This window comes from Streptomyces glomeratus (genome assembly GCF_021462825.1).
GTDB lineage: Bacteria > Actinomycetota > Actinomycetes > Streptomycetales > Streptomycetaceae > Streptomyces > Streptomyces glomeratus.
The window spans coordinates 40,842-64,030 of record NZ_JAKEEB010000008.1; the positions used below are offsets into that span (position 1 = coordinate 40,842).

The following is a 23,189-nucleotide window of genomic DNA, read 5'->3' on the forward strand; positions in this document are numbered from 1 at the left end:
CCCGGAGGCCGGGCGCCGCCGAGACCCGTCAGCGGATCTTGAGGGTGATCGTGGATCCCTTCGGCGCCTTCTGCCCGCCCTTCACCGACTGGTGCTTGACCGTGTCGCCGAACAGGCCCAGCAGTCCGCGGTCCTCCTCGACCTGGAAGCCCGCCGCCTCCAGGGTCTTCCTCGCGTCGTCCACGTTGTCGCCGACCACGTCCGGCACCTCGACCTGCTCGCGGCCCTTGGAGATCGTCAGCGTGACCGTGTCGCCCTCGCCGACCTGCTTGCGCGGTTCCGGGGACTGCCTGGCGACCTGTCCGGCGTCGAACTCGGAGGTGACCTGGGTGTCCGCGATCCGCACCTTCAGGCCCGCCCCCTGGAGTTCCTCGGTGGCGTCGTCGATGGAGGAGCCGGTGACCTCGGGCACCTCCACCCGCCTGCCCTGGCTGACGGTGAGCGCGATCGCCGAACCACCGTGGCGCCTGGTGCCCGCCACCGGGTCCGTGCCGATCACCGAGCCCTTGGGCACGTCCTCGCTGAACGTCTGTGTGACCATGCCCGGGACCAGGCCGGCCTTCTTCAGCCGCTCCTGCGCCCTGGCCAGCGGGTCGCCCTTCACGTCGGGCACCTGCACCGTTTCGGGGCCGTCCGAGATGGTCAGGGTCACCGAGTCGTGGGAGCGGATGCGCGCGCCCGCCTGGGGATCGGTGCCGATCACCGTGCCGCGCTTCACCGTGTCGCTGTAGGTGTGCCTGACCGGCCCCGTCTCGAGCCCGGCCCGCTTCAGCCGTGCCCGCGCCTCGGCCTCGGTCTTCGCCAGCAGCGGCGGCACCTTGGTGAACTGGCCTGAGTTGATGTACCAGACGCCCGCGCCGACGCCGAACACCACCAGCGCGGCGAGCACGAGCGCGAGCACCCCACGGGGACGCCGGGAGCGCCCGGCGGGCTCGGGCGGCGGGGTCTGGAGGAGGCTCGTCCGGTTGAGCGCGGCCTCGGAGTCGCCGTGGTCGCCGCGCGCCGGGCGGACCGGCAGCAGACGCGGGATCACGCTCGTACGGTCCTCGGCGTTGTCGTGATCCGAGGCGAGGGCCCCCGGCGGTACCGCGTCCAGCTGTTCGGCGGTGAGCGCGCTGCGCGCGTCGAGCACCTGGCCGAGCAGTGCCACCGCGTCGTGCGGACGCAGCTCGGGGTTGCGGGCGGTCGCCGCGGTGACCAGTTCGTCGAGTTCCATCGCGAGCCCCGGCACGGCGGCCGACGGCGGAGGAACGTCCTCGTTCAGATGCCGGTAGAGCACCTGGGCGGGAGAGTCGCCGTGGTGCGGCTTTGCCCCGCTCAGCATCTCGTACAGGACGACCCCGCACGCGTACACGTCGACCCGGGGATCGGCCGTGCCGTGTTCTATCTGTTCCGGGGCGAGGTAGGAGACGGTGCCGAGGACGGCGCCCGTGGTGTTGGTGACGGTGTCGACGGCCCGGACGAGGCCGAAGTCGGCCACCTTGACCCGGCCGTCGTCGCCTATCAGGACGTTCTCCGGCTTCATGTCGCGGTGCACGAACCCGGCGCGGTGCGCGGCGCCCAGCGCGGCCAGCACCGGCTCCAGGATGTCCAGGGCGGCGCGCGGCTGCAGCGCACCCCGCTCGCGCAGCACGTCACGCAGGGTGCACCCGGCGATGTACTCCATGGCGAGGTAGACGTACGACCTGTCCGTGCCCTGGTCGAAGACCTGCACCACGTTGGGGTGGGCGAGGCGCGCGACCGACTTGGCCTCACGGATGAAGCGCTCGACGAACGACGCGTCCGCGGCCAGCGCCGGGTGCATCACCTTGAGTGCGAGGACGCGGTCGAGGCGGGTGTCCACGGCCCGGTAGACCGTGGCCATCCCGCCGACCGCGATCCGTGCGTCGACGCGATAGCGGCCGTCGAGCACCTGCCCGACGAGGGGGTCCTGAAGGGTCGTATCCACGCAGGTGAGTCTACGAGGGACCACTGACGGCACCCTCCCTCACCGCCGCACCGGGGCACGACTGCAGCCGAGCTGTGACGCACCCCGCATCGGGGGCCGCCCCGCCGGCGCGCGGCCGCGGTGGCCGGCAGGACTCAGAAGGCGGGCCGCTCCGGGTCCAGGCGGGCCATACCCTCCGCCGGTGACGACGCCTCCGCGAAGTGCCGGCGCGGAATGCGCCCCGCCCGCCGGGCCAGCCGGCCCGCCTCCACGGCGTGCCGCATGGCCTCCGCCATCAGGACCGGTTCCTGCGCCCGGGTGACCGCCGAGGCGAGCATCACACCCGCGCACCCCAGCTCCATCGCCAGGGCCACGTCCGAGGCCGTGCCCGCGCCCGCGTCCAGGATGACCGGCACGCGCGCGTGCTCCACGATCAGCTGGAAGTTGTGCGGGTTGCGGATGCCGAGTCCGGAGCCGATCGGCGAGCCCAGCGGCATGATCGCGGCGCAGCCGACGTCCTCCAGTTTCCGGGCGAGGACGGGGTCGTCGTTCGTGTACGGCAGCACGGTGAAACCGTCGTCGACGAGAGTCTCGGCCGCGTCCAGCAGCTCGATCGGGTCGGGCAGCAGGGTCCGCTCGTCGGCGATGACCTCCAGCTTCACCAGGTCCGTGCCCAGCGCCTCGCGCGCGAGACGGGCGGTGAGCACCGCCTCGCCCGCGGTGAAGCAGCCCGCGGTGTTGGGGAGCACCCGGATCCCGAGCCGGTCGAGCACGGACAGCACCGAGCCGTGCACCGAGGCGTCGACGCGCCGCATCGCGACCGTGGTCAGCTCCGTGCCGGAGGCCACCAGCGCCCGTTCCATGACATCGAGGCTCGGCGCACCGCCGGTTCCCATGATCAGCCGGGACGAGAACGTCGCCCCACCGAGGACGAAGGGATCGTCGGCCATCGGTTCAGCCTCCTTGGACGGCGGTGAGGACCTCGACACGATCCCCCTCACACAGGCGTGTCGACGGCCACTGCCCGCGCGGGACGACGGTTTCGTTGAGGGCGGCCGCCACACCCGACGGAGCCGAGGTGAGGGACCGTACTACGGCGTCGAGAGCGGTTCCGTGGGCGAACTGGCGGGACTCCCCGTTGACCGAGATGTTCATGCGGGCTGCTCCGTGAGCGTGGCGGCGGCGAACCGCCGGGGGGTGAAGGGGCGGGCCTCGTCCGGCAGCTCGCCCGTGGTCAGGACATGGGCCATGACGTCACCGGTCACGGGGGTGAGCAGGACGCCGTTGCGGTAGTGCCCCGTGGCCAGCAGCAGGCCGTCCAGCTCCGTCGGGCCGAGCAGCGGCGCGTTGTCCGGGGAGCCCGGGCGCAGTCCGGCCCGGGTCTCGGTCAGCGGCAGCTCGGTGATCCCGGGGACCAGTTCGTGCGCGTCGCGCAGAAGCTCGTAGACCCCGCCCGCGGTGACCGTCGTGTCCCAGCCCAGCTCCTCGCTGGTCGCGCCGACCACCAGCTCGCCGTTCTCGCGCGGCACCAGGTAGAGGTGGCCGCCGCGGACGACGGCGCGCACGGTACGGCTCAGGAACGGTGCGTAGCGCTTCGGCACGGTCAGCCGCAGCACCTGCCCCTTCACCGGGCGCACGGGCGGCAGGACCTGCTCGGGAACCCCTGCCAGCCGCCCGCTGAGACTGCCGGCGGCGAGGACGACCCGGCCCGCGGCGAGGTCGGTGCCGTCGGCCGTGACGACGCCGGCGGCTCGCTCCCGTAGCACCGTGAGCCGCTCGGCCCATCCCCGGTGGAAGACGACGCCGGCCCGTTCACAGGCCGCGAGCAGCGCCGCGACGAGCCGCCGCGGGTCGATCTGGTGATCGCCGTCGACCTTGAGCCCGCCACGCACGCCGGGCGCGAGCATGGGCTCCAGGCGCCGGCACTCGCGACCGCTCAGCCACTCCGACGCGAGGCCGGACCGCTGCTGGAGGGCATGCAGTTCCCGCAGGTGGGCGCGGTCGTCGGCATCCAGCGCGACGGCGAGCGTGCCGCACCGGCGGTAGCCGAGGTCCCGGCCGGTGGCCTCGGTCAGCTCGGCCGCGAAGTCCGGGTAGCGGCGCGCGGACTCCAGATTGAGCGCGAGCAGCGTCTGCTCGCCGTAGTGCAGTTCGGTGACGGCCGCGAGCATCCCGGCGGCCACCTGGGCGGCTCCGCCACCCGGGGCGGGATCCACCACGGTCGTGGCCAGCCCGCGCTGCGCGGCGCGCCAGGCTGTGACGAGTCCGATGATCCCGCCCCCCACGACGAGGACGTCTGAGGTACGTATGGGCGACATGGGCGTCCAGCCCCCTCCCTTCGCCGGCATGATCCGGATCAGGTTCGTACGGTCGGAGGCCGGCCAGCCTCCCTCTCAGCCCGGTGCGTCCGGGCTCCCGCGAGTGCTTGTACGGGGGCCACCCTAGTCCGTGCCCGTCCGCGCCGGTAAGAGAGCCTCACGGGGGTGAGGTTGTGCCGCCCCCGGGCGGGTATGCGAAGGGGGGACCGCCTCCGGTTGCCGGTGCGCGCGGTTCGGACGGGGCGTGGCAGGCAGCGGGACGAGTGCTGTGCAGCAGGTCACTCAGCACGCCCCCTGACTGACGCATTGTCAGTTGACTATGGTGATCAGGTGAGCGAGCAGACGCAGGCACAGGGCGGTTCGGCGCAGCGCGTCGTCGTCGTGGGCGCGGGCATGGCCGGGGTGCAGACCGCGGTCGCCCTGCGCGAACAGGGGTTCACCGGCAGCGTGACGCTGATCGGGGCGGAGCCGCACCAGCCGTACGACAGGCCGCCGCTGTCCAAGGCCGTGCTGCTCGGCAAGGCCGAGGGCTCCGCCTTCGACGTCGACTTCGAGGCCCTGCGCATCGAACTCCGGCTGGGCCGCGAGGTGGTCGGCCTGCGCCCGGGCGACCACGAGCTGGACACCGCCGAGGGACCCGTCCCGTACGACGTCCTCGTCCTCGCGACCGGAGCCGAACCCATCCGGCTGCCGGGTGCGGAGGGCGTCCCCGGGGTGCATCTGCTGCGCACGCTGGACGACGCCGAGCGGCTGCGGCCGGTCCTCGCCGAGCAGCACGACATCGTGGTCGTGGGCGCGGGCTGGATCGGTGCCGAGTTCGCCACCGCGGCGCGCGAGGCGGGCTGCGCGGTGACCGTGGTGGAGGCCGCGGACCGGCCGCTGGCGGGGGCGCTGCCCGCGGAGGTGGCCGCGCCGATGGCCGCCTGGTACGCGGACAGCGGGGCCGAACTGCGCACCGATGCGCGCGTGGACCGCATCGAGCCGGGGGCCGTGGTGCTCGACGACGGGTCCCGGGTGCCGGCGGGCGCGGTGGTGGTGGGCATCGGAGCGCGTCCGGCCACGGCGTGGCTCGCCGGCTCGGGCATCGAGCTGGGCGTGCACGGGGAGGTACTGGCCGACGAGCATCTGCGCACCTCGGTACCGGACGTGTACGCGGTCGGGGACTGCGCGTCCTTCCCGTCGGGGCGGTACGAGCAGCGGCTGCTGGTCCACCACTGGGACAACGCCCTGCAGGGCCCGCGCACGGTGGCCGCGAACATCATCGGGGAGACGCCGATGGCGTACGACCCGGTGCCGTACTTCTGGTCGGAGCAGTTCGGCCGTTTCGTCCAGTACGTGGGCCACCACGCGTCCGCCGACACGACGGTGTGGCGCGGGGACCCGGGCAGTGCCGCCTGGGCGGTGTGCTGGCTGCGCTCGGGCCGTCTGGTGGGCCTGCTGGCGGTGGGCCGCCCCCGGGACCTGGCACAGGGCCGGCGGCTGATCGAGTCGGGCACCCCGATGGACCCCGGCCTGCTGGCGGACCCGTCGCGCCCGCTGAAGGAGGCGACGGCGTAGCCGAAGGCGGCGACGGCGCAAGGGGTGGGGACGGCGCAAGGGGTGGGGACGGTCCCGTGCGGGACCGTCACCGTGCGGGAGGGTCCTGGGCGGGGACGGTCCCGTGCGGGGATGGCCCCCGGCCCTTGCGTATCCCCCCGTCAGCGGGACGCGGCGGCCCTCCGTGTCCACCGCCGGAGGCAACCCGCACTCCACCGGAGGCGCCCCGCTTCCGACTGTCAGTCCGGGATGGCACGCTTGATCCCGTGACCGAGATTGACGCAAAGATCGATGCTCTTGTGCCCGCATGGCTCACCGTCCCCGACATCGCCGAAGCCCTCGGCGTCGAGGTGACCCGCGTGCGGCAGCTGGTCAAGGAGGGCCAGCTCATCGCCGTACGCCGCGGCGAGAACCGCGCGCTGCACGTCCCCGCCGCCTTCATCGACGGGGACAAGGTGGTCAAGGGCCTGTCCGGCACCCTGACCCTGCTGCGGGACGACGGCTTCACGGTCGAAGAGATGATCGAGTGGCTGTTCACCTCCGACCCCACCCTGCCCGGCACCCCCGCGCAGGCCCTCAGGGAGAATCGCGGCACGGAGGTGAAGCGCCGCGCTCAGGCGCTCGCCGTCTGATCCGACCGAGAACAACCGTCCGGCGTACGGACCGCGGGCCCACGGGCCCCGGCCTCCGGCCGGCCGCGCCCGCCGCGGCCCGTACGCCACCGACCCCGGGGGACCCACCGTGCCCGACACCGCCCGCACCACCCGGCTCGCCGACGCCCGTGTCTACCTGTGCACGGACGCCCGCAAGCGCCAGGGCGACCTCGCGGAGTTCCTCGACGCGGTCCTCGCCGGCGGTGTCGACATCGTGCAGCTGCGCGACAAGGGCATGGAGGCGGCCGAGGAACTGGAACATCTGAAGGTCTTCGCCGACGCCTGCGCCCGCCACGGCAAGCTGCTGGCGGTGAACGACCGCGCCGACGTCGCCCACGCCGCCGCCTCGGACGTCCTGCACCTCGGCCAGGGCGACCTCCCCGTCCCCGCGGCCCGCGCCCTCCTCGGCGGCGACGTCCTCATAGGCCGCTCGACGCACTCCGCGGCGGAGGCCGAGGCCGCCGCCGTCCAGGACGGCGTGGACTACTTCTGCACGGGACCCTGCTGGCCCACCCCCACCAAGCCCGGCCGCCCGGCCCCCGGCCTCGGCCTGGTCCGGCACGCCGCCGCCCTGGGCACCGACCGGCCCTGGTTCGCCATCGGCGGCATCGACCTCGGCAATCTGGACCAGGTGCTGGAGGCCGGTGCCCGCCGCGTGGTCGTCGTCCGCGCGATCACGGAGGCGGACGACCCGGGCGCGGCGGCGGCGGAGTTCGCGAAGCGGCTGCGAACGGCGTAGCGATCCCGCCGCCCGGCGCACCCGACTCCGCGGGGCCCCGGGCGGGCGGCCTCTTCTGCCGATCCCTCCCCGGTCCGGATGCTGGACAACAAGGCGACAATTCGGACCTGATCGCGCCACGGTGTCCGAGTGGTGGACAGTAAGACGACAATTCGGGCAAATTCCAGTCGCCCGGTTGGGGGACCGCCTCCCCCTGGCTAACCTGCGACTATGGCCCTCGGAACCGCATCCACGAGGACTGATCGCGCGCGGACCGTGCGCGACATCCTCGCCACCGGCAAGACGACGTACTCGTTCGAGTTCTCGGCGCCGAAGACCCCCAAGGGCGAGCGGAACCTGTGGAGCGCGCTGAGGAGGGTCGAGGCGGTCGCCCCGGACTTCGTCTCCGTGACATACGGCGCGGGCGGCTCCACCCGTGCGGGCACGGTGAAGGAGACGCAGCAGATCGTCGTGGACACGACGCTGACCCCGGTCGCCCACCTCACCGCGGTCAACCACTCCGTCGCGGAACTGCGCAACATCATCGGCCAGTACGCGGACGCCGGCATCCGCAACATGCTCGCCGTGCGCGGCGACCCGCCCGGCGACCCCATGGGCGCATGGGTCCCCCACCCCAAGGGCCTGACCTACGCGGCCCAACTGGTCCGCCTCATCAAGGAGTCCGGCGACTTCTGCGTGGGGGTCGCCGCCTTCCCCGAGATGCACCCGCGCTCCAGGGACTGGGACACGGACGTCGCGCACTTCGTCGACAAGTGCCGGGCCGGCGCCGACTACGCGATCACCCAGATGTTCTTCCAGCCGGAGTCGTATCTGCGGCTGCGCGACCGGGTCGCCGAGGCCGGCTGCGCGACCCCGGTCATCCCCGAGGTCATGCCCGTCACCAGCGTGCGGATGCTGGAGCGGCTGCCACAGCTCAGCAACGCCTCCCTGCCCACCGCACTGAAAGAGCGGATCCTCACAGCGAAAGACGATCCGGCGGCTGTACGCTCGATCGGAATCGAGTTCGCCACGGAGTTCTGCGCGAGGCTGCTGGCCGAGGGGGTCCCCGGACTGCACTTCATTACACTCAACAACTCCACGGCGACGCTGGAAATCTACGAAAATCTGGGCCTGCACCACCCGCAGCGGGCCTAGACCGGTCGCACCGATCTGCGACACACTGCGTAGCGGCCACTGGGAGAGGGGCGTACATGGGCTGGACGGTCCTCTACATCGCGTTCGGCATCGTCGCGCTGTGGCTGCTGGGCGAGGTGCTGCTCCAGTACAAGGCCCGCCTGCGCTGGCGCCTGCTGGCGTTCGTCGGCTTCCTCGGCGTCGTGCTCGGTGTGCTCACCGCCTCGGTGCTGGTCATCGCAGTGGGCGCCGCGGCATTCGCGGTCGGGCAGACCTACGTCACGCTGTCGTTCCGCCGCGGCTTCGCGGCCGGCTGGGCGGTCGGCCACCGCCCGCGCGAGGGCGGGGGCAGCAAGCGCCGCCGCGGCGAGGCGGCCCGCCAGGACCCGGCACCGGAGGGCGTCGGCCCCGACCCGGACGAGCCGACGACCGGAGCGGCCCACCAGCAGGACGACGGCGCCTACGACGACGACAACGTCTTCACCCGCGCCCAGCCCGCGGAGAGCGCCGCCGAGGCGACCGCCGTGTACGAACCGCAGCCGCTGCCCGAGGACACCGGCACGTACGGCGTCTACACCGGCAACGCGTACGCGGCCGCCGCGGACCCGTCCTACGCGAGCGCGGGCCAGGCCCAGGACCAGCAGGCCTATGCCTACGACGGCTACTCCGGCTACGGCCAGCAGGCTTACGGCTACGAGGGCGCCCAGCAGCAGTACGCCGGCTACACCGACCCGTACGCCGGCACCCAGACCTACGGCGGCGGCGCGTACGACCCCTCCTACGGCGGCCAGGGGCAGTACGGCCAGCAGGCGTACGGCCAGGACCAGTACGCCACCGGCACGTACGGCGAGACCCCGACCGGTGGTGTCTGGGTTCCCCAGCAGCGCAGCACCGACGACGCGTTCGGCGGTGAGCTCCCGCAGGAGCAGCCGTACCCGTACCAGGGCAACGGCACCCCGTCGAACGGTTCCACGCAGGGGCACGGCTTCGACGAGCACTACCGCTTCTGAGCGACCGCGGTCACCTGTGTCCGAGGGCCCGGTGCCGAGCACCGGGCCCTCGCGCGCGACCGGGCGCCCGGTGGCTCACTGCGAGCCCCGGAAGTCCGGCCCCTCCACGATCAGCCCGGCGACCAGGGCCCCTGACATGCCGGCATGGGGGAGGCCGCCGCCGGGGTGGGACCAGCCGCCGACCGTGAACAGGCCCGGGAGGCGCGTGGTGTTCGACGGCTGAAGAAGCCGCCCGCCGGCCGCCGCGAGGGCCGGGGCCGGCACGGCGCCGCCGGGCACGCCGGTCTCCCCGGCGATGTCGTCCGGGGTATGCACCTCCCGCCACAGCACACGGTCGCGCAGACCGGGTATCGCGCGCTCGGCGGCCTCCACGATCCGGTCCACGTCGGACTCGGACGGGCGCAGGCCCGCCGGCGCCGTGACGGTCAGCGTGACCGCCTCGTGCCCGGCGTCGGGCACCAGCGCGGGGTCGTCCGGGCGCAGCACGGTCACCGTCGGGGCGGGCGGCAGCCCGGCTCCCGCACCGAACAGACGGTCCAACTCGCCCGCACGGTCGGCCGGGTGGACCACCGTCCGGTGCGCGGTGCCCTCCGGCCGACCGCCGCGCAGCGCCAGCAGCACGCTCAGCCGCCCGGGCATCGCGCGCTGCGGACCGACCTCGCCCGTCCCGCGCACCGACGCCGTCCCCGGCACCAGCCGGTCCAGCACGCCGGGCGCGACCCCGGCGACCACATGATCCGCGTCCGCGACCGATCCTCCTGCCGACCCCGGCGAAACGGAGGGTTCCCCGGCCAGCTCCACGCCCGCCGCCCGGCCGTCCTCCTCGACGATCCCGGTGACCTCCGCGCCGAAGACGAACTCCACCTTCCGGGCCAGGCAGCGCTCGTACACGGCGCGGGCCAGTTCCCGGATACCGCCACGCACATACCAGGTGCCGAAGGCGTGGTCCATGTACGGCAGCACGGCCGCGCTCGCCGGGGCCGTCCGGGGATCCAGGCCGTACGCCAGGGCGTGGCTCTCCAGGAGGGCCACCAGCCGGGCGTCGCGCAGTTCGAAGGCGCCGACCTCGGCGAGCGTGCCGGCCCGCCGGGTGCGCAGCAGCTTCCGGTGCGGCACCGCCGGGTACGGCTCACGCTCGGCCAGCACCGGCCAGTCGGGCCACAGCGGCTCCTCCAGAAGCGGCCGGCGCGTGCGGTCCCAGGCCTCACGGGCCCGCACCAGGAAGTCGCCCCACCGCTCGCCCGCCCCGCCGCCGAGCGCCGCGTCCAGCGCCGCGACGACACCCCCGCGGGACGCGTTCGGCAGCGCCGCCTCCGTGCCGTCCGCGAAGAGGTGCCGCGCGGACGGGTCCACCTGAACCAGCTCGGCACAGCTCTCCAGAGGCTCCTTGCCGGTCTTGACGAACAGGTCGCGGTAGACCGCCGGCAGCGGCAGCAGGCCCGGGCCGGTGTCGAAGGAGAAACCGTCACGCGTGAAACGGCGCACCGCACCGCCGTACGTCTCCGTGCGCTCGTAGACCACCACCCGGTGGCCCGCCACGGCCAGCCGGGCGGCGGCCGCCATCGCGCCCATCCCGGCGCCGATCACCGCAATCCGTGCCATGCCGGTGACTTTATAGGCCACCGCCGACAGCCCGGCCGCGGGCCTGTGATCAGCGCCTTCGAGGTGACCCCGGCCGTGGGGACCGCCCTGGTGCGGGGTTGAGCGCTCCGCCGTGAGTATCCGTACCTAGTCGATGAGATGAGTACGCGCGCGGATGGGCCCACAGCTGCGCGACCGGGAAAGTGGGAGGCACGGAAAGGGGTGCGGCTCGGCACCGCCGACACGGGGCGGCGGAACGACGCCCGCGCCCTTGACCGCTCCTTCCGCCGACCCGGTTCGGCGGAAGCGAGGCACGGGGGGACCCGGGGGACGACCGCACGGGGGCACGGGGGAACGACGAAGCGCCGGTTCGAGGCGGCCCGCGGAAGACGCGGCCACCCCGGACCGGCGCTTTCGTGCGCCGGGCGCGCGCTACCGGCTGCCGCTCACGCGCCCCTGCAGCAGCCTCGACAGCGCCGCATGGACGTCGTCCAGGGAGCGCTCCGGCTGGAACGACTGCCAGTCGAGGGCCGCCACCAGGACCATGCCGACCAGTGCGGCCGCTGTCAGCTGGACATCGATCTCCTCGCTGAACTCACCGTTCGCCACGCCCTCGTGCAGTACGTCCTCGATGGCCGCGACGACCTGCCGGCGGACCACCATGAGGGTGGACTGCCAGGCCCGGTTGGTGCGCCACAGCTCGGCCACGTACAGCTGGGTGAAGGCCGGGTAACGGGCGATGAAGCCGAGTCCCGCTCGGATCATGGCGTCCAGGGCGTCCACCTTGCTGCCGCCGGCCAGGGCGGTCTGCTCCGCCGCCTCCCTCAGGGAGGCGGTCAGGAGGCCCACGCCGTGTCGCAGCAGCTCCTCGAAGAGGACTGACTTGCTGGCGAAGTTGTAGTAGACCGTGCCCTTCGCGACCCCCGCCCGCTCGGCGATCTCGTCGACGGTCGTCGCGGAGAACCCCTGTTCCGCGATGAGGGTGACGGCCGCCTCGTAGAGCTTCTGCCGGGTCGCCTCGCGCCGGCTCGAGCCGCCCGGGGCGGCCGCACTGCTGCGTTCCATGGGCCTGATTCTCACAGGTAAGGGCGCGTCGGAGGGTGCGGGTCCGGCTGTGGCCGTCACAGGCTCAGCTCCGGGTGCAGCCGGTCGAGGGTCCACACCTGCCTGCGGCGGGCCGACAGGGCGGTGAGCGCGAGGGCGCCGACGGTGAACGCCGTCAGTACCGCGCACGCCTGCCACACGGGCCCGAGACCGCCGCCGGTGATGAGCCTGCGGAGGGCTTCGACGACGTAACTCATCGGCAGGTACGGGTGGATCGCGTTGAAGAAACGCGGACTGGTCTGCACGGGGTAGGTGCCGCCCGCGGATGTCAGCTGGAGCATCAGCAGGGCGAGGACGAGGATCCGGCCCGCCGCCCCGAAACGCGCGTTCAGCCACTGCACCAGTGCCCCGAAGCACGCCGCCACCAGGAACAGGAACCCGATCGTGCCGGCCGCCCGCACCATCTCCAGGCCGATCGCCCAGTGCAGCACGGCCATGAGCGCGGCCGTCTGCACGACGCCCACGGCGGCCACCGGCAGCCAGCCCGCCAGCGCGATCCGCCAGGCCGAGGCGCCCGCCGCGAGCGCGCGCCGGTTCAGCGGCGGGATCAGCATGTACGCCACCATCGCGCCCACCCACAGGGACAGCGGAATGAAGTACGGGGCGAAACCGGTGCCGTAGTTCGGCGCGTGGTGCAGGTCCCTGGAGGCGAGCTGCACCGGGTCGGCCATCACGTCGGTGCGGCGGTCCCGGTCCTGCTTGTCGTAGTCGGGGATCTTCGACGCACCCTGGTGCAGGCCGCCGGCGAGCTTCCCGGAGCCGTCGGCGAGCTTGTACATGCCTCCGTGGAGATCGATCGCGCCCGTCTCCAGCCGGCCGATGCCCACGTTCAGGCCGGCCGCGCCCGTCTGTGTGCGGCTGAGTCCGGCGTGCAGCGTCCCGGCTCCCTCGGCGACCTGGGCGGCACCCCTGTTGAGCGCGTTCACCTTGGCGACCGCGTCGTCGAGGTCGTCGGAGAGGTGCGGTGCCGACTTGGCCAGGGCCCGGGCCTGCTGCTGGAGCGTCTTCAGGTCCGTCTTCAGGGCGGCCATGTCGCCCTGGTAGTCCTGCACCACGGCGTTCACGTCGTGAGCGAGCTTCGCCGCCTCCGCCGCCGCGTCCTTCGCCTTCTTGAGGTCGTCGCACGCGGGGTCGGGCAGGAGCTGCCCCTCACAGCGCCTCTCATAGACCGCGTTCAGCGTGTCGGACGCCTTGCGGGTGCCGCTCTCCGCGAGCGGGGCGGTGGTGACGAACGCGTCGAGGTGGCCGCTGATCACCCCCGCCGAGTCGGCCACCAGGGTCGCGGTGTCGGCGATCTGCCTGCCGTTCTTCTTCAGGAACGGCCGCACCTGGTCGGCCGTTCCGTCCACCCGGTCGGCCAGTGCCTGGGTGCCGGCGGCGACCTGCCCGGCCCCGTTCTCGAGGTCGCCCGAGCCACTGGTGAGCTTCGCCAGGACGCTCGACAGCTGCCCGCTGCCGTTCTCGGCCTGCTTGAGGCCGTCGGCGAGGTCCTTGGAGCCCTTCTTCGCCTTCCCGATCCCGCCCGTGAGCCGGTCGGCTCCCTCGGCCGCCTGCACGGTCTTCCCGTGGATGTCGGAGAAGGAGATGAAGATCCGGTCCAGGAACGACCGCGACGTCTTGGTGGAGGCCGCCGCGCGCACCTCGTTGAACACGGTCTTGGAGATCTGCCCGACGATGTAGTTGTTCGCGTCGTTGGTCCGCACCTGGAGGGCGCCGGTCTCGGGGGACTCCCCGGAGCTGGAGGCGATCCGCTCGCTGAAGTCGGACGGCATCGTCAGCGACAGGTAGTAGGTGCCGTCCTCGACGCCCTGCCTGGCCTCGTCGGCGCTCACCTCGTGCCACTCGAAGGTCTTGCTCTTGCGCAGTCCCTCGACGAGGTTGTCGCCGGCGGTGATCCTCTTGCCGTCCGCCGTCGCCCCCTTGTCCTCGTCGACGAGCGCCACGGGGATGCGGTCGAGGCGCCCGTACGGGTCCCAGAACGACCACAGGTACAACGCGCCGTACAGCAGCGGCAGCAGCAGGAGCGCGACCAGTGCCGCGCGCGGCAGCCTTCCCCTGCCGAACCGCCTCAGCTCAAGCGCGGCCAGTTTCGGCGAGCGCATCCGCCGTCTCCTTGTCGTCGTTCGAGCCGTCCTCGGAGGGCTCGTCGGGTGTGGTGGCCTCCTCGGGGGCGTCCTCCGCGCCGCGCACGGCGTCCGGTGGGTCCACGTCCCGGTCCGGCGGTACGCGGTAGCCGGGTGACGTCGACACCACCACCGCGTCCTGCGGGGCCTCCTCGCAGACCGCGAGAACCGTGGTTCCGGCCTCGGTGACGGACCTCAACAGGGCCCATGCCGCGGCCCGTTCGGAGGCGGAGAGCTTGAGGTCGGTGTCGTCGACGGCGAGCAGGCGCGGCCGGCTCATCAGCGCCAGGGCCACCGACAGGCGCAGGGCCTCCAGGCGCTCCAGATCGCGTACGGCGGTGCGGGGCCCCTTGGGCAGCGCGTCCTGGTCGAGCCCGGCCGCGGCGAGAGCGGCGTCGATGCGCCGCCTCGCCGCCGCCGTGCGCTCGTCGCGAGGCCGCAGCAGCGCGCGCAGCGAGTCGCCGAACCGGCTCTCCAGCAGGGCCCGTTCGCGCAGGTGCTCGCCGACGGTCAGCGCCGGCTCCAGGTCGGTGACGCCGGACACGTTCGCGAGCGCGCTGATCCGGCGTACCGCGGACATCCCCTTGGGCAGCCGGTGCCCGTCCACGGTGGCATGGCCCTGGTTCGGCTTCATCCGTCCGGTGAGCGTCAGCAGCAGACAGGTCCGGCCCGAGCCCGAGGGCCCCTCGACGGCGATGAGCGAGCCGGGCCGGGCCTGAAGACGGACATCTCTGAACACCTGGCCGCGCGGGCCCTTCAGGCCGAGATTCGTGGCCTCCACGGCCACCCCTGGCGCTGCCTCCTGCATGTCCATGCCCCCCTGATTCCCCCGGGCCCGCGGCCCAGTCGTGGAACCGGTTTTGAACTGACTGGTCAGTGCAAAAATAACCCGAACCTTCGAACGAAGCAAAAGCGCAGGTCAGAACGGATTGTCAGTGCCATACCTCACGATGAGCACATACGGCCACAGTGCCGTCACGCAGACGACAGGAGGTTCGTCATGGCCAGCCATCCCGCGGGTGCCGCACGCCGGCGCCGCGCCACCGGCCCTGCCCCCTCACTGACCGGCCCGGCGAGCGACGTGCACCCCGTACTGCGCCGGGCCACGGCCCCGCCCGCCGCACTGGAGCTGCTCGCCCAGGCCCGCGCCGGACTCGACGAGGCGGCCCGCCTGGAAACCCCCAACGAGCGGTACGCGACGGCCCATCTGGCGGCCCTGCGCACGGCGGCCGCCGTGCTCGCCGCGCGCGGACGGCCGGAGCCCACGGCCCGCCGCCGCGCCAGAATCAGGAGCGCCTGGGAAGTGCTCCCCGAGATCGCGCCCGAACTCACCGAGTGGAGCGCGCTGTTCGCCTCCGGTGCCGCGCGCCGCGCCCGGGCCGAGGCCGGCATCCAGGGCGCGGCCGGCACCCGCGACGCCGACGATCTGATACGGGACGTGGCGATGTTTCTGCGCCTGGTCGAACGGACGCTGCTACTCCAGCCGGTCCTGCCGCAGCCACGGCACAACGGCGAGCGGGGTACGGCGGAAGGGGACGCGGGGGAGAGCGAGATGCCGGACGCGGGGTGAGCTGGGTCGGGGCTCCGGGCATGGTGCCGGAGGCAATAGGGTGGAGGCGCCTGAAGCCTTTCGCCCTGGCACCGGGGCCGGAAGCCGTCCGATCGCTCCGCCGAACACCAGGCGGCGCCGCGCCGAGGAGTCAACTGCTGTGTCGGATCCGATGCGCCCCCGCGCTTCTCTCCGTACCGCTGTGGTCTGGGAGGTCCTCAAGGACGCCCTCGACCGCCGCGTCAAGGCCACGGGGCGGGATGTGCTGGACGTGCTCGACACCGGTGGCGGCAGCGGCAACTTCGCCGTGCCCGTCGCCCGCCTCGGCCACCGTGTCACCGTGGTCGACCCGAGCCCGAACGCGCTGTTCGCGCTGGAGCGGCGGGCCGCCGAGGCCGGTGTCGCCGACCGTGTGCGGGGCGTCCAGGGCGACGCCCACGGCCTCTTCGACGTGGTGGAGCCGGGGGGCTACGACGTCGTGCTGTGCCACGGTGTCCTGGAGTACGTGGACGACCCCGCCGAGGGCGTCCGCAACGTGGTCGCCGCGCTGCGAGCGGACGGCGTGCTGAGCCTGCTCGCCGCAGGGCTCGGCGGCGCCGTCCTGGCGCGGGCCCTCGCCGGTCACTTCAAGGAGGCCAGGCAGGCGCTCCAGGATCCGGACGGCCGCTGGGGCGAGGGCGACCCGGTGCCCCACCGCTTCACCGCGGAGCAGCTGACCGGGCTCGTCGAGGACGCGGGCCTCGAAGTCGCCGCCGTGCACGGGGTCCGGGTCTTCGCCGACCTCGTGCCCGGCGTGCTGGTGGACACCGAACCGGGCGCCGTGGACGCGCTGCTCAAGCTGGAGGCCGCGGCCGCCGAGGTTCCCGCCTTCCACTCCGTGGCCACGCAGCTGCATGTCCTCGGTGAGACCCGGGATGCGGGCGAGGTCTGAGCCGGCTGCCGAGACGCCCCGCTGATCAGCGGCGCGGCGGCGGATGGAGTACGCCACAGCACCCCCGATCGGGCGGTGCGCGCCGTATGATCGAGGGAGACCGCCCGGCATGACGGGTCGGCCGCTGGGGAATGGAAGCCTCAGTGAGCCAGGACGGCCATGGCGGATCCCGGTTGGCCAATTGGCGTAGAGGGGCGGGTTTCAAGGGGGCGATTCCCTGCCTATCCTGAAGGGGACCCCCGGTCGCCCCGGCGACTGCACGATGAGGAGGACTCCGTGCCGCTCTCGGAGCACGAGCAGCGAATGCTCGAGCAGATGGAGCGAGCGCTGTACGCCGAAGATCCCAAGTTCGCGACAGCGCTTGAGGGAAGCGGGCTGCGTACGTACACCCGGCGACGGGTCTACCAGGCGGCGGCGGGCTTTCTTGTGGGTATCGCGCTCCTCATGGCCGGAATGGTCGCCAAGCAGATCTGGGTCAGCGTGGTGGGTTTCCTCGTCATGCTGGGTTGTGCGGTGCTGTTCGTAACCGGTTGGCGCAAGGTTCCCAAGCCGGGCGAGCAGGGTGCGCCGGGCGTCCGCAGGCAGGTCAGGCAGCGGCGCTCCATGATGGACCGCATCGAACAGCGCTGGCAGCGACGCCGGGACGAGCAGGGCCACTAGCCCTCCGGGCCCAGCCGAAGTCTTCCGTGAGGGGCGGCCACCACCGGGTGGCCGCCCCTCACGCATCCCCGAACGGCCTCCTGACGACGCCCAGCACGTCCGGGCACCTGGCCGCCTGGTGCTTCAGCAGGGGCCCCGTGGGCCGTCCGGCAGGCCCTCGGGGGCCGGGTTGCGCGGACGTCCCACGGGGCCCCGACCACGGGGCACCCGGGGGTCAGCCACGGGTCTGCTGGTCCGATGGGCGGTGTAGCAAGGCCGTCCATCGGGTCGCCCAGCGGATCTTGAGGTCCGTCCAGCGGTCGGCGACGGCCCAGAGGACGCGCAGGGCCGAGCGCGGTGCCACGACCGCACGGACCCGGGTCCGCAGTCCGACCCCGGAGCGTAGCGCCGACCGCACCGTGCGCACATCGTCGACCAGGCCGGGCTCGGGGCGCGGCTGCCGGGCGAAGAGCACCTGCTCCACGGCACCCGCCACCCGGTGCACGGCCGCCGCGGACGGCGAGTCCAGCCGGCCCAGCCGTACGATCCGCTCGGCGGCCCCGCGCGGGGTCAGGGCGTCGTCCGGCACTATGCCGTAGTCCCACGCCGTGTCGGTGAGCTCGCGCCACACGGACAGGGTGTGCCCCACGGCCATCTCGGCCGCCCGGTCCGGCGACGCCTCGCCCGGCAGAACGGTCGCCTCCAGGTCACCGGCGTACTGCTCGCCCGGCCGGGAGCTCCGGCTCCGTGTTCGGGCCGGCGAGAGGGCCGACGGCGCGTGCAGGCCGGAGGCCAGTCGCACCGACCGGCTCCGCAACCGCCACAGCATCGGCGTCAGCGGCACCACCACCAGGGCCAGCCCCAGCAGTGTCCAGGCCAGGATCCGGTACCAGGGCGGCCCGTCGTCGCGGGAGACCGCCAGCGCATCCGAGGACCGGCTCGGGCATCCCTCGAGCTTCCGCAGGGCCGCCGAGCAGCTCTCGCTCGCCGACGGAGCCGTGGACGGCGCCGCCGTCGACGACAGCGACGGCCCCGGCGCGACCGGGTTCTCCCCGCTGGGCGTGTCCGACTGCGTGTACGAGGGAGTCGTGCCCCGGTTCGGCGTCGGCTCGAAGCGCGTCCAGCCGACACCCTCGAAGTACAGCTCCGGCCATGCGTGCGCGTCCCGCAGCCCCACCGACATGGATCCGTCCGCCTGCGGGGAACCCGGGGTGAAACCCACCGCGACCCGTGCCGGAATCCCGAGCGTCCGGGCCATCGCGGCCATCGTGAAGGAGAAGTGCACGCAGAAGCCCTGTTTGTCCCTCAGGAACCGAGCGATGGCTCCCGGCCCGCTGCCGACCTGCACCCGGGTGCTGTAGGTGAAGCCGCCGCGGACCGCGAAGTAGTCCTGGAGTTTGACCGCCTGCTCGTAGTGGTTGGACGCCCCCGCGGTCACCTTGCGGGCCGTCTGCGCCACGACCGCCGGCAGCGACCTCGGCAGCTTCGTGAACTCCCGCTTCAGCGACGGTGACGGCTCCGGCGCCGTGGCCAGCTGCTCCGCGCTCGGCTGCACGATCAGACTCTTGACGTCGTACTGGATGCCGCGCGTGTTCTGCCCGTGGTCGCCGACGAGCGTGCGGCCCACCGGCTCGTAGCGCCAGCTGCCCTTGATCTTCACGCGGGTCGCGGGGTACGGCATCGGCAGCCAGTCCTGTGCGTACCAGTCGGCCGCCGAGATCCTCGTCTCGATCTCGGTGCGCCGCACACTGCCCGCGAGGCCGGCCGGGGTGGGCAGGCTGTCCGGCACCCCGGTGATGTGCCGCTGGGCGGGCCTCCAGGTCGTGCCGTCGAAGTCGTCCAGGGCGACGATCCGCAGGTACATGTCCTGGGTGTCGTCCGTGTTGGTGCGGTAGGCCATGACCTGGCGGTCCTCGTCCACGTTCAGGCTGTCGCGCAGGGAGACCAGGGGGTTGACCGCGGAGATCGTGTTGCCGTTGCCCAGGCCCGCTCCGACGCCGGTTCCGGCGCCGTCCAGCAGGCCGCCCTTGAGCGAGGGAAGGGCCAGCGGGACCACCAGGGCGACGCCCAGCGCGACCATGCCGATGCGCCGTCCGGTCCGCACGGGGGCGACCGCGCCGCCGGAGTCCCGGTCCCGGCCGCGGGCGGCGCCGGCGAAGACCCGCCCCCACTGGGAGAGCCGGTCGCGGCCCTCGGCCAGCAGCAGCATCAGATAGCCGCTCGCGGCGACGAGGAACCACAGCCAGTCGGTGGCGCCGTCGGAGAGCCCGGCGGCCACGGAGTACAGCGCAAGCAGCGGGAGCCCGGCCGGGGCCGCCGCGCGGAACGTCACCGCGAGCGCGTCCACCAGCAGTCCGATCAGCAGCACCCCGCCCACGATCATCAGCCGGATGCCGGGGGTCAGCGGCGCCGGGATCGCATACCGCCCCACGTCCTCCGCGCCCGACCGCAGCAACTCCCCGAAGTGGCGGAAGGCGTCGGGGCCGGGGATGATGCCGCCGATGGACTGCTCACGAGCGAAGATCAGCGTGAGCAGGAGCAGGCCGACGACCGCCTGGCAGGCGATGGTCAGGGGACGCGCCAGCGGCACCCTCCGGGCCACCGCGCCGACCCCGGTCTGCACCGCGACCAGGAACGCCGCCTGGAAGAGCCAGGTCGTCGGGGACACCAGGGGCAGCAGCGCGCACGACGCGGCCAGCGTCGCCACCGCCGCACACAGCGCCAGCCGGGTCCGCCCGCTCATGACCGTCCCTCCGCACCGCTCACCGCGCCCACGCCCGTGCGCTGCCGGTCCGCCTCGCGCCACAGCTGAGCGAGCGGCACACCGCGGGGCACGGTCAGCGCCGTCCAGCCCGCCTCGCGCAGCATCCGCAGTGTTTCCCCGGTGCGGTCCAGGGGGCCCGGCACATCGGTCTCCTCGCGTCCCCAGGTGGCGCTGTCCAGCAGGAAGGCGAGGGCGCCGCCGCTGCGTCTGCTCATCTTGGCGGCCACCGTGGCCTGCTCCTCGTCCAGGTCGCCGAAGAAGGCGACCAGCAGTCCCTCGTTCCCGCCGCGCAGCACGTCGTACGCGCGGGACAGGCCCGTGCCGTCCGAGTGGTCGATCACGGCGAGCGTGTCCATCATCAGCCCGGCCGCGTCCGCGGACTCCTGGCTGGCGCCCGCGAACCCGTCCGCTCCCTCGCCGGGCACCGAGCTGCCCGTGTCCGTCAACAGCCTGATGGAGAAGCCCCGTTCAAGCATGTGCACCAGGGTGGACGCGGCGCCCGCGACGGCCCATTCGAAGGCCGAGTCCGGGCCGGCGCCCTGGAAGGCGATGCCCCGGGTGTCCAGCAGCACCGTGCACCTGGCGCGCTGCGGCTGTTCCTCCCGGCGCACCATCAGCTCGCCGTAGCGCGCGGTGGAGCGCCAGTGCACCCGGCGCAGATCGTCCCCGTGGCGATAGCCGCGCGGGATCACATCGTCCTCGCCGGCCAGCGCCAGCGAGCGCTGGCGCCCGTCGCCGTAGCCCGTTGCCTCGCCCATGAGCCGTACGGGTGGCAGCGGCTCCACGCGCGGGACGACCGTCAGGGTGTCGTAGGTCGAGAAGGAGCGGGTCAGTTCGCACAGCCCGAAGGGATCGGTCAGGCGCAACTGGAGCGGACCCAGCGGATAGCGGCCCCGCAGGTCCGAGCGGACACGGTAGGACACCTCGCGCCGGCCGCCCGGCTCCACCCGGTCCAGCACGAAGCGGGGGCGCGGCCCGAGGACGTAGGGCACCCGGTCCTGGAGCATCAGCAGCCCGGTGGGCAGCCGTGACACGTTGTCCATCCGCAGATGGACGCGGGCCTCGGAACCGGCCGGAACGCGCCCGGGGGACAGACGACGGCTGCCCGCGACCCGGTAGCGCGTGCGGTAGAGCACCGTCGCGCACACCAGGGGCAGCACCGCCAGCAGCAGTCCCACCCGCAGCAGATCGCTCTGGCCGAGGACGTAGGCGCAGATCGCGGCCGCGATTCCGGCGGCGAGGAAGGAACGCCCGCGCGTGGTCAGTCCGGTGAGCGCGGTGCGCAGTCCGCCCCGGTCCTCCTGGCCGCCGCCGGGCGCCGTCCCCCCGTGCGTCATCACAGCCTCCGGGGCGGCTGGCCGTAGCCCCGGCCCATGGTGAGACCGGACTGATGCGGTGCCGCGGGCACCGGGGTGCTCTGCAGGATCTCCTGGACGACCTGTTCCGCCGTCCGGCGGTTGAGCTGGGCCTGCGCGGTGGGCAGCAGGCGGTGGGCCAGGACCGCCACGGCGAGGGCCTGTACGTCGTCCGGCAGGGCGTACTCCCGGCCGGACAGGGCTGCGGACGCCTTCGCCGCTCGCAGCAGGTGCAGGGTGGCGCGCGGCGAGGCGCCGAGTCTGAGCTCGGGGTGTGTGCGGGTGGCGGCGACCAGGTCCACCGCGTAGCGCCGGACCGCCTCGGCGACGTGGACGCCCCGGACGGCCTCGATCAGCTTCACGATCTCGTGCGCGTGCGCCACCGGCTGGAGGTCGTCCAGCGGGTTCACCCCGCCGTGGATGTCGAGCATCTGCAGCTCGGCGTCCGCGCTCGGGTAGCCGATGGAGACACGGGCCATGAAGCGGTCCCGCTGGGCCTCGGGCAGCGGATAGGTGCCCTCCATCTCCACCGGGTTCTGGGTGGCGACCACCATGAAGGGGCTGGGCAGCTCGTACGTCTGGCCGTCGATGGTGACCTGGCGCTCCTCCATCGACTCCAGGAGCGCCGACTGGGTCTTGGGGGAGGCCCGGTTGATCTCGTCGCCGATCACGATCTGGGCGAAGATCGCGCCCGGTTTGAACTCGAAGTCCCGGCGCTGCTGGTCCCAGATGGACACGCCCGTGATGTCCGACGGCAGCAGGTCCGGTGTGAACTGGATGCGCCGCACCGAGCAGTCGATGGAGCGCGCGAGCGCCTTGGCGAGCATCGTCTTGCCGACGCCGGGGACATCCTCGATCAGAAGATGTCCCTCGGCGAGCAGCACGGTCAGTGAAAGCCGTACGACCTCGGGCTTGCCCTCGATCACTCCTTCCACCGAACTGCGGACGCGCTCCACAGTGGCGGTCAGATCAGTAAGGCTCGCTCGATCGTCATAGGTCGTCACCCGGCCCTCCTCGGCCCGTACTTTCTCCGGGCCGACGCTCTGCGATGCGGACCGGCCCACCCCGAACACGGGCACCACGCGGAAAAGTTCCGCGTGACACCACACCGGCATTCTTGTTGCCGTTACCGGTTCGTGTCACTCGGCTGTGGATAACTGGCCGCGATATGTCGGCCTTACGGCCTTATCGGCCCACCGCAACCGAGATTTTTGCCCGAATGGATGTTCGCGAGCAGCCTGGTGAAGCGACGTAGCGGACGCCGGAACGCGCCGTCACGCCGGGTCGATCTCGCGCAGCAGACCCGTCTTGACGTCGAAGACGAAGCCCCGTATGTCGTCGGTGTGGAGCAGGAACGGGGAGGTGCGCACACGCTGCATCGACTGCCGGACGTCCTGGTCGACGTCGCGGAATGCCTCCACGGCCCAGGCGGGCCGCTGGCCGACCTCCATCTCCAGCTCGTGCCGGAACTCCTCGGTCAGCGATTCCAGACCGCAGCCGGTGTGGTGGATCAGCACGACGCTGCGGGTGCCGAGCGCGCGCTGGCTGATGGTGAGGGAGCGGATCACGTCGTCGGTGACGACGCCCCCCGCGTTGCGGATGGTGTGGCAGTCGCCCAGCTCCAGGCCGAGCGCGGCGTGCAGGTCCAGCCGGGCGTCCATGCAGGCCACGACCGCGACCTGGAGCACGGGACGGGCATCCATCCCGGGATCCGTGAACGCGGAGGCGTAGTGCTGGTTGGCCTCCACGAGGCGATCGGTGACGGTGCCGACTATGGCGCCTTCGGGACCGGCGGGTACGGATGCAGAAGTCGTCATACCTCGACGTTACTGGTCACCGCCGGTCCG

The 23,189-nt window shown here is 72.9% G+C and carries 20 protein-coding genes and 1 riboswitch; of the genes, 8 read left to right on the forward strand and 12 right to left on the reverse strand.

Features of this window, described 5'->3' with window-relative positions:
* Positions 1-28: 28 nt before the first annotated feature.
* The 4 genes from pknB to thiO all read right to left on the reverse strand — a co-directional run bounded on the left by pknB (position 29) and on the right by thiO (position 4,245).
* Entirely contained in the window at positions 29-1,948 is a 1,920-nt protein-coding gene (gene pknB, locus LZ604_RS11875; RefSeq protein WP_234514969.1) for a Stk1 family PASTA domain-containing Ser/Thr kinase, read from the reverse strand.
* Between the two features lie 134 nt (positions 1,949-2,082).
* On the reverse strand, positions 2,083-2,877 hold the full coding sequence (locus LZ604_RS11880) for a thiazole synthase (RefSeq protein WP_234514970.1): 795 nt from the start codon (positions 2,875-2,877) through the stop codon (positions 2,083-2,085).
* A gap of 4 nt (positions 2,878-2,881) precedes the next feature.
* Positions 2,882-3,082 (reverse strand): sulfur carrier protein ThiS, encoded by a 201-nt coding sequence (gene thiS, locus LZ604_RS11885; RefSeq protein WP_234514971.1) that lies wholly within the window; start codon positions 3,080-3,082, stop codon positions 2,882-2,884.
* On the reverse strand, positions 3,079-4,245 hold the full coding sequence (thiO, locus tag LZ604_RS11890; protein WP_234514972.1) for a glycine oxidase ThiO: 1,167 nt from the start codon (positions 4,243-4,245) through the stop codon (positions 3,079-3,081). The genes thiS and thiO overlap by 4 nt, the downstream gene beginning before the upstream one ends.
* Positions 4,244-4,356, reverse strand: a riboswitch (TPP riboswitch). (Overlaps the previous gene by 2 nt.)
* Before the next feature lie 219 nt (positions 4,357-4,575).
* On the opposite strand from thiO, the gene LZ604_RS11895 reads away from it, so the two are divergent.
* The 5 genes from LZ604_RS11895 (at position 4,576) to LZ604_RS11915 (ending at position 9,296) form a co-directional block, all read left to right on the forward strand.
* Entirely contained in the window at positions 4,576-5,802 is a 1,227-nt protein-coding gene (locus LZ604_RS11895; protein ID WP_234514973.1) for an NAD(P)/FAD-dependent oxidoreductase, read from the forward strand.
* A 245-nt stretch (positions 5,803-6,047) separates the two neighbouring features.
* Positions 6,048-6,413: an Rv2175c family DNA-binding protein gene (locus LZ604_RS11900; protein WP_234514974.1), complete on the forward strand. Its 366-nt coding sequence runs from the start codon at positions 6,048-6,050 to the stop codon at positions 6,411-6,413.
* Between the two features lie 109 nt (positions 6,414-6,522).
* Positions 6,523-7,173, forward strand: a complete 651-nt coding sequence (gene thiE, locus LZ604_RS11905) for a thiamine phosphate synthase (RefSeq protein WP_234514975.1) — start codon at positions 6,523-6,525, stop codon at positions 7,171-7,173.
* Positions 7,174-7,383: 210 nt separating this feature from the next.
* Positions 7,384-8,307, forward strand: coding sequence for a methylenetetrahydrofolate reductase [NAD(P)H] (gene metF, locus LZ604_RS11910; protein WP_234514976.1), 924 nt, complete (start codon positions 7,384-7,386; stop codon positions 8,305-8,307).
* A gap of 56 nt (positions 8,308-8,363) precedes the next feature.
* On the forward strand, positions 8,364-9,296 hold the full coding sequence (locus LZ604_RS11915) for an SCO2102 family sporulation regulator (protein ID WP_234514977.1): 933 nt from the start codon (positions 8,364-8,366) through the stop codon (positions 9,294-9,296).
* Positions 9,297-9,371: 75 nt separating this feature from the next.
* Here LZ604_RS11915 and LZ604_RS11920 read toward each other — a convergent pair whose 3' ends face one another.
* From LZ604_RS11920 to LZ604_RS11935, 4 genes are all read right to left on the reverse strand, one after another.
* Entirely contained in the window at positions 9,372-10,898 is a 1,527-nt protein-coding gene (locus tag LZ604_RS11920) for a phytoene desaturase family protein (RefSeq protein WP_234514978.1), read from the reverse strand.
* 411 nt (positions 10,899-11,309) lie between these two features.
* Positions 11,310-11,942, reverse strand: coding sequence for a TetR/AcrR family transcriptional regulator (locus tag LZ604_RS11925; protein WP_234514979.1), 633 nt, complete (start codon positions 11,940-11,942; stop codon positions 11,310-11,312).
* A 56-nt stretch (positions 11,943-11,998) separates the two neighbouring features.
* Positions 11,999-14,083, reverse strand: a complete 2,085-nt coding sequence (locus LZ604_RS11930) for a YhgE/Pip family protein (RefSeq protein ID WP_234514980.1) — start codon at positions 14,081-14,083, stop codon at positions 11,999-12,001.
* Positions 14,055-14,918 carry an ATP-binding cassette domain-containing protein gene (locus LZ604_RS11935; protein WP_234514981.1) on the reverse strand — a complete coding sequence of 288 codons (864 nt, stop codon included), beginning with the start codon at positions 14,916-14,918 and terminating at the stop codon, positions 14,055-14,057. The genes LZ604_RS11930 and LZ604_RS11935 overlap by 29 nt, the downstream gene beginning before the upstream one ends.
* A gap of 186 nt (positions 14,919-15,104) precedes the next feature.
* On the opposite strand from LZ604_RS11935, the gene LZ604_RS11940 reads away from it, so the two are divergent.
* From LZ604_RS11940 to LZ604_RS11950, 3 genes are all read left to right on the forward strand, one after another.
* Complete coding sequence (locus LZ604_RS11940) at positions 15,105-15,674, forward strand: SAV_6107 family HEPN domain-containing protein (RefSeq protein ID WP_234514982.1); 570 nt, start codon at positions 15,105-15,107, stop codon at positions 15,672-15,674.
* A 139-nt stretch (positions 15,675-15,813) separates the two neighbouring features.
* Positions 15,814-16,584: a methyltransferase gene (locus LZ604_RS11945; protein WP_234514983.1), complete on the forward strand. Its 771-nt coding sequence runs from the start codon at positions 15,814-15,816 to the stop codon at positions 16,582-16,584.
* A gap of 276 nt (positions 16,585-16,860) precedes the next feature.
* Positions 16,861-17,244, forward strand: a complete 384-nt coding sequence (locus tag LZ604_RS11950) for an SCO2097 family morphological protein (RefSeq protein ID WP_234514984.1) — start codon at positions 16,861-16,863, stop codon at positions 17,242-17,244.
* 214 nt (positions 17,245-17,458) lie between these two features.
* On the opposite strand, the gene LZ604_RS11955 is transcribed toward LZ604_RS11950, so the two are convergent.
* From LZ604_RS11955 to LZ604_RS11970, 4 genes are all read right to left on the reverse strand, one after another.
* On the reverse strand, positions 17,459-19,966 hold the full coding sequence (locus LZ604_RS11955) for a transglutaminase TgpA family protein (RefSeq protein ID WP_234514985.1): 2,508 nt from the start codon (positions 19,964-19,966) through the stop codon (positions 17,459-17,461).
* A complete protein-coding gene (locus LZ604_RS11960) occupies positions 19,963-21,324 on the reverse strand; it encodes a DUF58 domain-containing protein (protein ID WP_234514986.1) in 1,362 nt (453 codons plus the stop codon). Before LZ604_RS11960 ends, LZ604_RS11955 begins: the two co-directional genes overlap by 4 nt.
* Entirely contained in the window at positions 21,324-22,346 is a 1,023-nt protein-coding gene (locus tag LZ604_RS11965) for an AAA family ATPase (RefSeq protein WP_234514987.1), read from the reverse strand. Before LZ604_RS11965 ends, LZ604_RS11960 begins: the two co-directional genes overlap by 1 nt.
* A 270-nt stretch (positions 22,347-22,616) precedes the next feature.
* Positions 22,617-23,159, reverse strand: coding sequence for a beta-class carbonic anhydrase (locus LZ604_RS11970; protein ID WP_234514988.1), 543 nt, complete (start codon positions 23,157-23,159; stop codon positions 22,617-22,619).
* Positions 23,160-23,189 lie beyond the last annotated feature (30 nt).

Bases quoted from the DNA above. Each gene is read 5' to 3' on its own strand.
- LZ604_RS11880 (WP_234514970.1), bottom strand. From the start codon at position 2,877: ATGGCCGACGATCCCTTCGTCCTCGGTGGGGCGACGTTCTCGTCCCGG.
- thiS (WP_234514971.1), bottom strand. From the start codon at position 3,082: ATGAACATCTCGGTCAACGGGGAGTCCCGCCAGTTCGCCCACGGAACC.
- thiO (WP_234514972.1), bottom strand. From the start codon at position 4,245: ATGTCGCCCATACGTACCTCAGACGTCCTCGTCGTGGGGGGCGGGATC.
- metF (WP_234514976.1), top strand. From the start codon at position 7,384: ATGGCCCTCGGAACCGCATCCACGAGGACTGATCGCGCGCGGACCGTG.
- LZ604_RS11915 (WP_234514977.1), top strand. From the start codon at position 8,364: ATGGGCTGGACGGTCCTCTACATCGCGTTCGGCATCGTCGCGCTGTGG.
- LZ604_RS11920 (WP_234514978.1), bottom strand. From the start codon at position 10,898: ATGGCACGGATTGCGGTGATCGGCGCCGGGATGGGCGCGATGGCGGCC.
- LZ604_RS11925 (WP_234514979.1), bottom strand. From the start codon at position 11,942: ATGGAACGCAGCAGTGCGGCCGCCCCGGGCGGCTCGAGCCGGCGCGAG.
- LZ604_RS11930 (WP_234514980.1), bottom strand. From the start codon at position 14,083: ATGCGCTCGCCGAAACTGGCCGCGCTTGAGCTGAGGCGGTTCGGCAGG.
- LZ604_RS11935 (WP_234514981.1), bottom strand. From the start codon at position 14,918: ATGGACATGCAGGAGGCAGCGCCAGGGGTGGCCGTGGAGGCCACGAAT.
- LZ604_RS11940 (WP_234514982.1), top strand. From the start codon at position 15,105: ATGGCCAGCCATCCCGCGGGTGCCGCACGCCGGCGCCGCGCCACCGGC.
- LZ604_RS11955 (WP_234514985.1), bottom strand. From the start codon at position 19,966: ATGAGCGGGCGGACCCGGCTGGCGCTGTGTGCGGCGGTGGCGACGCTG.
- LZ604_RS11960 (WP_234514986.1), bottom strand. From the start codon at position 21,324: ATGACGCACGGGGGGACGGCGCCCGGCGGCGGCCAGGAGGACCGGGGC.
- LZ604_RS11970 (WP_234514988.1), bottom strand. From the start codon at position 23,159: ATGACGACTTCTGCATCCGTACCCGCCGGTCCCGAAGGCGCCATAGTC.